The sequence below is a fragment of the Mycobacterium sp. 1465703.0 genome, assembly GCF_001672975.1.
GTDB lineage: Bacteria > Actinomycetota > Actinomycetes > Mycobacteriales > Mycobacteriaceae > Mycobacterium.
This window is the reverse complement of sequence record NZ_LZKU01000269.1, coordinates 17,548-28,291: the sequence shown is the minus strand read 5'-3', so window position 1 is coordinate 28,291 and position 10,744 is coordinate 17,548. Positions and strand designations below refer to the sequence as shown.

Below are 10,744 nucleotides of genomic sequence, written 5' to 3'. Positions count from 1 at the left end.
CCTGCGCGGCGGGATAGCCGGCATGCCGCCACGCACACTGGCTGAGCGGACACAGTCCACAGCGCGGCGCGCGCGCCGTACAGACCGTCGCGCCCAGCTCCATCAGCGCCACGGAGAACTTCGGTGCCGTGTCGTCGGCGGGTAGCAGCGCCGACACGTCGGCGTGGTCGCGCGCCGCGGACGGTGTGCCGGCGTCGGCCAGGCCGTGCACCACGCGTGCCACTACCCGGCGCACGTTGGTGTCCACCACCGGTACCGCCTGGCCATAGGCGAAGCAGGCGATGGCGCGCGCGGTATAGCTGCCGACGCCGGCACACCGTCCGCGGCGCGCGACCACGCCGACGTGTCGGCGCTGCTACCCGCCGACGACACGGCACCGAAGTTCTCCGTGGCGCTGATGGAGCTTGGCGCGCCGCGGATAACCCAGCTTGCCCCAGGCGCGCAGCACGTCGGCGGCGCTGGCCGCGGCCGTCGTTGATGCGGTGGGCCAGCGCCGCACCCACTCCGTCCAGATCGGCAGCACCCGGGATACCGGCGTCTGCTGCAGCATGAATTCGCTGACCAGAATCTGCCAGGCGCTGACCCCGGGCTCACGCCAGGGCAGATCGCGGCGTGAACTTTCGTACCAGTGAACAAGATTGGTGGCTGATATGAATTCTGGGCCCGCGATCGGCGGATGCGGCATGATGTCAGCCATGCCTAACACCAGTCCGGTAACCGCGTGGAAGTCACTCAAAGAGGGTAACGAGCGATTCGTCGCCGGTAAGCCGCAGCATCCCAGCCAAAGTGTTGAGCATCGAGCCAGCCTGGCCGCCGGACAGAGCCCCACCGCGGTGGTGTTCGGCTGCGCCGACAGCCGGGTCGCCGCCGAGCTGATCTTCGATCAGGGCTTGGGTGACATGTTCGTGGTGCGCACCGCCGGGCAGGCCATCGACAGCGCGGTCTTGGGCTCCATCGAGTTCGCCGTGGCGGTGCTCGATGTGCCGCTCATCGTCGTGCTGGGTCACGACAGCTGCGGTGCCGTCAAGGCGGCCCTGGCCGCGATCGACGACGGAACGATTCCCGGCGGTTTCGTGCGTGACGTGGTGGAACGGGTGGCTCCGTCGATCCTGATGGGCCGGCGCGAGGGCTTGGGCCGCGTGGACGAATTCGAGAAGCGGCACGTCTGCGAAACCGTGGCGCAGCTGATGTCTCGGTCGGCGATCATCGCCGAGCGCGTGGCCGCGGGAACGGTCGCGGTGGCCGGAGTCACGTACCATCTCGCCGACGGGCGGGCCGAGTTGTGCGATCACGCCGGCGACATAGGTGAATAACGCCGAATAGGCACATACGTGGGGCGGCTCTCGGCCGTCACTACACGGCAGCAAGCCAGCAAACCCGGCGACACGCCGACGCCGGTCAGCCGAATCGATGTGACCTGGCCTTACGCTGCCAACGTGCTCGATCTGGAACCGCGTGGCCCGCTACCCACCGAGATTTATTGGCGGCGCAGAGGCCTGGCCATTGGTATCGCGGTCGTCGTGATCGGGATCGTGGCCGCCGTCGTCATCGCCTTCATGGGACATAACTCGGGCGCCAAGCCCGCCAATGCCGACAAGGCCAGCGCCGCTGCGAACAAGCCGGCATCGCCCGCGCCGCAGGCGCCTCCACCGTCAGGACCCGAGGGCCCCGCTCCGGCAGCGCCGCCGGCGCAGGGGCAGAACCCCGAGACGCCCACCCCCACCGCGGCCGTGCAGCCGCCGCCGGTGCTGAAAGAGGGCGACGACTGCCCGGATTCGACGCTGGCGGTCAAGGGTCTGACCAACGCACCCCAGTACTTCATCGGTGACCAGCCGAAGTTCACCATGGTCGTCACCAACATCGGGCTGGTGGCCTGCAAGCGCGATGTCGGCGCGGCGGTGCTGGCGGCCTACGTGTACTCGCTGGACAACAAGCGGTTGTGGTCGAACCTGGACTGCGCCCCGTCCAACGAGACGCTGATCAAGACCTTCACGCCGGGCGAGCAGGTGACCACAGCGGTGACGTGGACGGGAATGGGCTCGGCGCCGCACTGCCCGCTGCCGCGACCGGCGATCGGGCCGGGGACCTACAACCTAGTGGTCCAGCTGGGCAATCTGCGTTCGATGCCGGTTCCGTTCATCATGAATCAGCCGCCACCGCCGCCTGGACCGGTGCCCGGACCGGGGCAGCCCGGGGCCGTACCGCAGCCCGAGGCGCCGCCGATGCCCGCGCCTGCCGGCTGAGGCTCGCGCCTAGCTCAACGAGTCGGTGATCGTCGACTCCGCCAGCTGCGACAGCCCCTCCCGCACATGGCGGGCCCACATCGCGCCGATGCCGTCGACCGATTGCAGGTCGGTGGCGCTGGCCGCCAGCACGTTCTGCAGCGTCCCGAACGAGCGGACCAGCAGGTCGGCGTGCGCGAACTGCAGACGCGGGATGCCCGCCAGCGCACGGTAACCCCGCGGGCTGACCGCCGAATCCTGCGCCTCAGTGGTCGTCGGATACCCGAAGATCTTTGCCAGGATGGTGAAATCGAGCAGCTCGGTATCCGACAGCGCATCCAGCTCGTCGAGGGTGGCCGTCATCTGCCCCTCGGACAACGGCTCCGGGCTGGCGTGATAGTCGCGCACGATCAGTTCCCGCGCGTTGTCGTTGCCGCCCAACAGTTCGTCGAGCTGCAGCCGCAGTTGGCGGCCATCGGTGCCGAGTTCGACGACGTCGTTGTCGATCACCTGGCCGATCCGCCGGACCAGCTCGAGCCGCTGCACCACCGTCATGACGTCGCGCAGTGTCACGAAGTCCTCGATCTCGGCGCGCGACAGCTGCCTGCTGACCTCGTCGAGCCTGATCTTGTACCGCTCCAGGGTGGCGATGGCCTGATTAGCCCGGGACAGGATGGTCGCCGAGTCGGCCACCACATGGCGCTCCCCACCCACGTAAACGGTCACGATGTTCATCGAATGGCTCACCGAGATCACCGGGTAACCGGTTTGGATCGCGGCCCGCTCCGCGGAGCGGTGCCGGGTTCCCGACTCGTCGGTGGCGATGGACGGGTCGGGCACCAGTTGCACATTGGCCCGCACGATGCGGCTGCCGTCGGTGGACAGCACGACGGCGCCGTCCATCTTCGCCAGCTCGCGCAGCCGGGTGGGCGCGTAGCGCACATCCAGGGCGAAACCGCCGTCGCAGATGGCCTCGACGGCTTCGTCGTTGCCGAGCACGATCAGCGCGCCGGTACGGCCACGCAGGATGCGTTCCAGGCCGTCGCGCAGCCCAGTGCCCGGAGCCAGGCGGGCGACAGTCTCACGCAGGGTCGGACGGGTCACAGCGTGTCATTCTGAAGCCCAATGCCTCATGCGTCTAGCCGTCGGGGGTTTGCCGGCCTGCCGCCGCGGTGGTCGGCGATGTCGATCATGTGCTCCAGCGCCGCCACGATGGTGGGCGCCCGCAGCGCCCGCATCCCACTGGGCACTATTTCGCGGCGGGGGTCGTCGCCATCCGGAATGAGCGCGATGCTGAACCCCTGGCGCAGGGCTTCGGACAGCCGCCGCTCCATGCCGCTGACCCGCCGGAGGTCGCCCGCCAGTCCCACCTCGCCGATCATCACCGCCGTGGTGGGCAGCGGCAGGTCTGCGAACGCCGAAGCCAGCGCGACCGCGACCGCCAGGTCCGACGACGGGTCGGTCAGTCGCATGCCGCCGACCGTGGACAGGTAGATATCGTTCGCGGCGACGGGCAACTTGGCGTGCTTTTCCAGCACCGCGGCGATCATCGCGGCCCGGGAGTGGTCGATGCCGCTGACGGCGCGGCGCGGCGAGCCGCCCGCCGGCGTCGCCAGCAGCGCCTGCACTTCGCCGATGAGCGGTCGTTTGCCGTCGAGTGTCACCGTGATCGCGGTGCCGGGCACCGGGGCCGGGCGCTGATCCAGGAACAGGTTCGACGGGTCGGCGACGCCTTCGATCCCGTTGTCGTGCAACATGAAACACCCGACCTCGTCGGCCGCGCCAAACCGGTTCTTGATGCCCCGGACCATCCGCAGCGAGCCGTTGCGGTCGCCTTCGAAGTGCAACACCACGTCGACCAGGTGCTCGAGGGAACGCGGACCGGCAATGGCCCCGTCCTTGGTGACATGCCCAACCAGGATCAGCGCAACGGCGTTGGTCTTGGCCGCGGCAGTCAGAGCCGACGTCACCGCGCGCACCTGCGTGACGCCGCCGGCCACCCCGTCGGCCTCGGTGGTGGACATGGTCTGCACCGAGTCCACGATCACCAGCGCCGGGCGGACCGTGGCGATGTGCTCGAGCACGGTGTGCAGATCGGATTCGGCGGCCAAATAGAGCTCGTCGCTGCCGCAACCGATCCGGTCGGCGCGCAGCCGGATCTGCCCGGCGGACTCCTCACCGGAGATGTACAGGGCGCGGCGGCCGGACTGCGCCCAGCGGTGGGCGACCTCGAGCAGCAGCGTCGACTTACCGACGCCCGGATCACCGGCCAGCAGTGTGACCGAGCCGGGTACCACCCCGCCGCCGAGCACCCGGTCGAGTTCGTCTACGCCGGTCGTGCGGTGCCGGCTGGCGTTGGGCTCGATGGAAGTGATGGGCACGGCCGGTGCTGCCGTGGCCAGGCTGCTGCGCCGGCCGGCGACCGCACTGAGAACCGGGACCTCGTCAACGGTGCCCCAGGTGCCGCACTCCAGGCAGCGGCCGACCCATTTGGCGGTGACGTGCCGGCATTCCGAGCAGCGGTATTGGGAGCGTGCAGTAGCCACGTCATGACGGTATCGAGCCGCTCCGACAAGCCCGGGTCACGACAGGCGGTTATCCCGCGTGGTTTTGCGGCGCTTCCACCCCGGCCGAAATCGGCACCGCGACGGTGGCCTGCCCGGCCTTCTCGAAATTGAAGGTGAAGTTGTAGGTGAGGCCGTTCGAGATGGGTTTGGACAAATTGACGGTCGCCTTGGCTGCGGTGGTGTTGGAACCGACCGGACCGGGCGCCACCTTCTGACCCTCGGGCGCACCGACGAACAATGACCCGCCGGCGGGCAGTCGAGCGTCGCCGCTGACCGTCACCGTGCCGATGTCACTGGTGATGCCGACCAGCCTGTCGGGCGCATTCGGCGACAGGTTGATCGCCACCAGCACCAGGTCCACAGCCTTGCCCGGCTGCAGGTAGTCGCCAGTCTGCGTGGCCTGGATGTGGATGTTGCGCAACGCCACGTTGTTGAACGTGACCTTGTTGCCATTGATGGCCGGCTCCTGGACCGCCATCTGCGAGACCTGACCGGCTCCGCAACCGCTGAGCAGAGCGGCCAGAACGGCCATCACGCCGGCGACGGCGAGCGCGGGTAGGCCGAGGCGCATCTTGAAGCGGTTCACTCTCTCAAGCCTCCTGCTGGGCCGGTTCGACGGATGCAACTATGCACAGTAGTAGGGAGGTCTCGCGGGCGACAGCGCGGGGCACCAGACCAGCGCCGGAGCGCCGGAATAGGCCGCCGCCGGGCCGGTTCGCAGGCGTTGGTAATGTGCTGCACTGCACGACTTGCTCCCCATGTCAACCCCTAATCTGCGCGTGTTGTGCCCCTGACCTGCATCGTTGCTTCGCGCGTAGTTAGGCGGCCGTGTTAGGATGAAGTAACGAAAGGGGCTCGAATCAGATGATCTTCAAGGTCGGCGACACCGTTGTTTACCCGCATCACGGTGCTGCGTTAGTCGAGGCGATCGAAACCCGGACGATCAAAGGGGAACAAAAAGAATATCTCGTCTTGAAGGTGGCGCAGGGAGACCTGACCGTTCGAGTTCCCGCCGAGAACGCTGAGTATGTGGGTGTCCGCGACGTCGTTGGACAAGAAGGTCTCGACAAGGTTTTCCAGGTGTTGCGCGCGCCGCACACCGAGGAGCCGACGAACTGGTCGCGCCGCTACAAGGCCAATCTCGAAAAGCTTGCTTCCGGCGATGTCAACAAGGTCGCCGAGGTAGTTCGCGACCTGTGGCGTCGCGATCAGGAGCGCGGTCTGTCCGCCGGCGAGAAGCGGATGCTGGCCAAGGCCCGCCAGATTCTGGTCGGTGAATTGGCGTTGGCGGAGAGCACCGACGACGCCAAGGCGGAAACCATCCTCGACGAGGTTCTGGCCGCCGCTTCCTGAAGGTCCTGACGCTTCGGTGGACCCGGAGACGGGCTCCTCAGGCAAAGTCGTAGCAGTCGTCCCGGCCGCAGGGTCTGGCGAACGACTGGCCGCAGGAATTCCCAAGGCTTTTTGCGTGGTTGACGGGCGCACGTTGCTACAGCGCGCCGTCGCCGGTTTGCTGGAATCCGGCGTCGTCGACCACGTCGTGGCAGCTGTTCCCGTCGACCGAATCGATGAGGCGAAGCAGGTGCTGGCCGGCCACGTCGGCGCCGGACAAGCCACCGTCGTCGCCGGTGGCCCGGACCGCACCGAATCGGTCAACCTGGCACTGGCGGCGCTGCCTTCCGCGGCGCCCGAGTTCGTACTGGTACACGACGCGGCGCGGGCGCTGACTCCTCCGGCACTGATCCGCCGGGTGGTGGCGGCGCTACGGGCCGGCCACCGCGCGGTGGTGCCGGCGTTGCGCCTGCATGACACCATCAAGGCCGTGGACGCCAACGGGGTGGTCCTGGGTACGCCGGAGCGCGCCGGGTTGCGGGCCGTGCAGACCCCACAGGGCTTCGCGACCGATCTGCTGTTGCGCGCATACCGAGCCGGCGCCAATAAGGCCGGGTTCACCGACGACGCCTCGCTGGTCGAGCATGTCGGCGGTCAGGTCCAGGTGGTCGACGGCGACCCGTTGGCTTTCAAGATCACCACCCAGCTCGACTTGTTGCTGGCCGAAACCGTCGTACGCCGGTGAACGCCCTGCCAAGAGTCGGCCTCGGCGTCGACGTGCACCCGATCGAACCCGGACGGCCGTGCTGGCTGCTGGGTCTGCTTTTCGCTGACGCCGACGGCTGCGCCGGTCACTCCGACGGTGACGTCGGGGCGCACGCCCTGTGCGACGCGGTGCTCTCGGCGGCCGGGCTGGGCGACGTGGGCGCCGTGTTCGGCGTCGACGATCCGCGCTGGAAAGGGGTCAGTGGCGCCGACATGCTGCGCCACGTTGCGGATCTGGCGTCGCAGCACGGCTTCCGGGTCGGCAATGCCGCCGTGCAGGTCATCGGGAACCGGCCGAAAGTCGGTCCGCGTCGCGCCGAAGCGCAGCGGGTGCTGTCGGAATTACTGCACGCGCCGGTCTCGGTGTCGGCGACGACGACCGACGGGTTGGGGCTGACCGGACGCGGTGAGGGGCTGGCCGCCATCGCCACCGCGCTGGTGGTCCCAGCCGAGTAAGCCCGCGCAGCGCCGGGCGTCGGGGAACCACCCGGTAAGCTGGCACGTCGTGACCGATCACGCCCGCTTGCGGCTACACGACACGGCCGCCGGCGCCGTGCGTGACTTCGTGCCGCTGCGCGAGGGTCACGTCTCCATCTACCTGTGTGGCGCCACCGTTCAGGGCCTGCCGCACATCGGCCACGTGCGCAGCGGGGTGGCCTTCGACATCCTGCGTCGATGGCTGATCGCGCGCGGCTGCGACGTCGCGTTCATCCGCAACGTCACCGACATCGACGACAAGATCCTCAACAAGGCCGCCGCAGCGGGCAGGCCGTGGTGGGAGTGGGCCGCCACCTACGAGCGGGCCTTCAGCGCCGCCTACGACGCGCTGGACGTGTTGCCGCCGTCGGCCGAGCCGCGCGCCACCGGCCACATCACCCAGATGGTCGAATTAATGGGCAGGCTGATTGAAACCGATCACGCCTACGCGGCCGGCGGCGATGTCTACTTCGACGTGCTCAGCTACCCGGAATACGGCCAACTGTCCGGCCACAAAATTGACGACGTCCATCAGGGCGAAGGCGTGGCCACCTGCAAACGCGATCAGCGCGACTTCACCATGTGGAAGGCCGCCAAGCCCGGTGAGCCGTCCTGGCCGACCCCCTGGGGTCGCGGACGTCCGGGCTGGCACCTGGAATGCTCCGCGATGGCCCGCACCTATCTGGGCTCCGAATTCGACATCCATTGCGGCGGAATGGACTTGGTCTTCCCGCACCACGAGAACGAGATCGCCCAGAGTCGCGCCGCCGGCGATCGATTCGCCCGCTACTGGCTGCACAACGGCTGGGTGACGATGGGCGGCGAGAAAATGAGCAAATCGCTGGGCAACGTTCTGTCCATACCGGCGTTGCTGCAGCGCGTGCGACCCGCCGAACTGCGCTACTACCTGGGCAGCGCCCACTACCGGTCGATGCTGGAATTCTCCGACACCGCACTGCAGGACGCCGTAAAAGCCTATGTCGGCGTTGAGGAATTCCTGCACCGGGTGCGGGTGCGGGTCGGTGGGGTCGAGCCTGGACAGTGGACACCTAAGTTCGCCGAGGCCCTCAACGACGACCTGGCCGTGCCGGCCGCACTGGCCGAGGTGCACCAGACCCGTGCCGAGGGCAACCGGGCACTCGACTCCGGCGATCACGACTCCGCGCTGGCGCATGCCCGCGCCATCCGGGCGATGATGGGCATCCTCGGCTGCGACCCACTCGACGAACGATGGGAAACCCGCGACGAGACATCGGCGGCGCTGGCCGCCGTCGACGTGCTGGTCCAGGCGGAGCTGGAGAATCGGCAAAAGGCGCGCGCGGAACGCAATTGGGCACTCGCCGACGAGATCCGGGACCGGCTCAAGTACGCCGGCATCGAGGTCACCGATACCGCCGACGGGCCGCAGTGGTCACTGCAGGCCGGTCCAGATCAGTAGGGGCCAACTAGATGGCCGGCAACTCGCGACGCCGTGGGGCGATACGCAAAGAGGGCACCAAGAAGGGCCCGACCGTGGGCTCGGGCGGCCAGCGCCGCCGCGGCCTGGAAGGCCGGGGCCCCACACCGCCCGCGCACCTGCGCCCCAACCATCCGGCGGCCAAGCGCGCCCAGACCCAGGGCCGTCGGCCGGCGCGTGGCCGCACCGATGAAGCCGAGACGGTGCTGGGCCGCAACCCGGTGCTGGAGTGCCTGCGCGCCGGGGTGCCCGCTACTGCGCTCTACGTGGCACTGGGCACCGAAGCAGACGAGCGGCTGACCGAATCCGTAACTCGCGCAGCGGATTCGGGCATCTCCATCCTCGAGGTGCCGCGTACCGATCTGGACCGAATGACCAGCAACCACCTGCACCAGGGCATCGCGTTGCAGGTGCCGCCCTACAACTACGCCCACCCCGACGACCTACTTGCCGCCGCAATCGCGTCGCCGCCGGCACTGCTGGTCGCGCTGGACAACATCTCCGACCCCCGCAACCTGGGCGCCATCGTCCGCTCGGTGGCGGCCTTCGGCGGCCACGGGGTGCTGATCCCGCAGCGGCGGTCCGCCTCGGTGACGGCGGTGGCTTGGCGTACCAGCGCCGGGGCCGCGGCGCGCCTTCCGGTGGCGCGGGCCACGAATTTGACCAGAACGCTGACGGATTGGGCCAACCGCGGGCTGCGGGTGATCGGACTGGACGCCGGCGGTGACACCACTCTCGACGACATCGACGGCACCGATCCATTGGTGGTCGTGGTGGGATCGGAAGGCAAGGGCTTGTCGCGGTTGGTGCGGCAGAACTGTGACGAAGTGGTGTCCATCCCGATGGCTCAGCACACCGAATCGCTCAACGCGTCGGTGGCCGCCGGGGTGGTACTCGCCGAAATCTCGCGCCAGCGCAGGACTTAATTCCGGTGCCCGGCTGGCCCACACGCATTCGTGTCGTGCTGGCGGTGCTGCTGGCTATCGCGCTGTTGCCGATTGGCGCGGCCGCGGCCCAGTCACCCGAATTCGACCTGCAGGCCCACCGCGGGGGCCGCGGGGAAACCACCGAGGAATCCCTGCGTGCGTTCGCCAAGTCGCTCGAATTAGGCGTCAGCACTTTGGAACTCGACATCGTGATGACCAAAGACGGCCAACCGCTGGTGTGGCATGACCCGACGATCGAAGGCGAAAAATGCGCAGACACCGCGCCCGCGTTCGCCGATGACCCACAGTATCCGTACGTCGGTAAGCTGGTGCACGAGCTCACCCTGATCCAGATCGGCACCCTGGATTGTGGACGTCCGCTCAGTGACTACCCGCGGGCTGAAGTGGTGCACGGCAACAAGATCGCGACGCTGCCGCAGGTTTTCGCGCTCGCCGACTCCTACCGCGCAGACGCGATGCGCTACAACATCGAAACCAAGGTGGAGGCCGATCGGCCCGGCGTATCGGCCGAACCGGAGGAGTTCGTCGACGTGATACTGGCCGCGGTCAAATCCGCGGGCAAGCTCGACCGCGTGCAGATCCAGAGCTTCGACTGGCGCACCCTGCCACTAGTGCGGCGGGCCGAGCCCTCGATTCCGTTGGTGGCGCTCTACGACGCCCACACCTGGGCACCGAATTCACCGTGGCTGGCCGGCCAGAATCCCACGCTGGTCGGCGATCCCATGGTCGGCGCGCGGATGGTGGGCGCCGGCATCATGTCACCGGACTATCAGCTGGTCACCGGCGCACCGTACGTCGGCCGCGCGCATGCGTTGGGGCTCAAGGTGATTCCGTGGACCGTCGACGACCCCGCCGCCATGCGGGAGCAGCTCGATTACGGCGTCGACGGAATCATCACCGACTACCCGACGCTCCTCCGAATGGTGCTGGCCGACCGAGGCATGCCGCTGCCGCCGGCTTACCACCGCGATTGAACCC

At 68.2% G+C, this 10,744-nt stretch carries 11 protein-coding genes and 1 pseudogene; 8 read left to right on the top strand and 4 right to left on the bottom strand.

The features are described 5' to 3' along the window. Positions 1–697: pseudogene (locus A5625_RS30820) on the bottom strand (A/G-specific adenine glycosylase); the annotation flags it as partial. On the opposite strand from A5625_RS30820, the gene A5625_RS25580 reads away from it, so the two are divergent. After that, positions 696–1,313: a carbonic anhydrase gene (locus A5625_RS25580; RefSeq protein ID WP_067000902.1), complete on the top strand. Its 618-nt coding sequence runs from the start codon at positions 696–698 to the stop codon at positions 1,311–1,313. The pseudogene A5625_RS30820 and the gene A5625_RS25580 sit on opposite strands and share 2 nt — an antisense overlap. A gap of 123 nt (positions 1,314–1,436) precedes the next feature. Then, positions 1,437–2,243, top strand: a complete 807-nt coding sequence (locus A5625_RS25575; protein ID WP_156748557.1) for a hypothetical protein — start codon at positions 1,437–1,439, stop codon at positions 2,241–2,243. A 9-nt stretch (positions 2,244–2,252) separates the two neighbouring features. On the opposite strand, the gene disA is transcribed toward A5625_RS25575, so the two are convergent. The 3 genes from disA to A5625_RS25560 are packed head-to-tail and all read right to left on the bottom strand — an operon-like array spanning position 2,253 to position 5,375. Then, positions 2,253–3,326: a DNA integrity scanning diadenylate cyclase DisA gene (disA, locus tag A5625_RS25570; protein ID WP_067000899.1), complete on the bottom strand. Its 1,074-nt coding sequence runs from the start codon at positions 3,324–3,326 to the stop codon at positions 2,253–2,255. A 26-nt stretch (positions 3,327–3,352) separates the two neighbouring features. Continuing rightward, positions 3,353–4,768 carry a DNA repair protein RadA gene (gene radA, locus A5625_RS25565; protein ID WP_067000896.1) on the bottom strand — a complete coding sequence of 472 codons (1,416 nt, stop codon included), beginning with the start codon at positions 4,766–4,768 and terminating at the stop codon, positions 3,353–3,355. 49 nt (positions 4,769–4,817) lie between these two features. Beyond that, positions 4,818–5,375, bottom strand: a complete 558-nt coding sequence (locus tag A5625_RS25560; RefSeq protein ID WP_067000893.1) for a hypothetical protein — start codon at positions 5,373–5,375, stop codon at positions 4,818–4,820. Between the two features lie 278 nt (positions 5,376–5,653). Between A5625_RS25560 and carD the strand changes: the two genes are divergently transcribed. Genes carD through A5625_RS25530 form a run of 6 tightly spaced genes read left to right on the top strand, consistent with a single transcriptional unit; the run spans position 5,654 to position 10,740 of the window. Beyond that, positions 5,654–6,142, top strand: coding sequence for an RNA polymerase-binding transcription factor CarD (gene carD, locus A5625_RS25555; protein WP_003419482.1), 489 nt, complete (start codon positions 5,654–5,656; stop codon positions 6,140–6,142). Between the two features lie 16 nt (positions 6,143–6,158). Further along, complete coding sequence (gene ispD, locus A5625_RS25550) at positions 6,159–6,866, top strand: 2-C-methyl-D-erythritol 4-phosphate cytidylyltransferase (protein ID WP_067000890.1); 708 nt, start codon at positions 6,159–6,161, stop codon at positions 6,864–6,866. Continuing rightward, the gene (gene ispF, locus A5625_RS25545) at positions 6,863–7,342 is read left to right on the top strand and encodes a 2-C-methyl-D-erythritol 2,4-cyclodiphosphate synthase (RefSeq protein ID WP_067000888.1); all 480 of its coding nucleotides are present in this window, start codon (positions 6,863–6,865) and stop codon (positions 7,340–7,342) included. Before ispD ends, ispF begins: the two co-directional genes overlap by 4 nt. A 49-nt stretch (positions 7,343–7,391) precedes the next feature. After that, on the top strand, positions 7,392–8,801 hold the full coding sequence (gene cysS / locus A5625_RS25540) for a cysteine--tRNA ligase (protein ID WP_067000885.1): 1,410 nt from the start codon (positions 7,392–7,394) through the stop codon (positions 8,799–8,801). 11 nt (positions 8,802–8,812) lie between these two features. After that, entirely contained in the window at positions 8,813–9,745 is a 933-nt protein-coding gene (rlmB, locus tag A5625_RS25535; RefSeq protein ID WP_067000882.1) for a 23S rRNA (guanosine(2251)-2'-O)-methyltransferase RlmB, read from the top strand. Positions 9,746–9,783: 38 nt separating this feature from the next. After that, the gene (locus A5625_RS25530) at positions 9,784–10,740 is read left to right on the top strand and encodes a glycerophosphodiester phosphodiesterase (protein WP_067000911.1); all 957 of its coding nucleotides are present in this window, start codon (positions 9,784–9,786) and stop codon (positions 10,738–10,740) included. Positions 10,741–10,744: the final 4 nt, after the last annotated feature.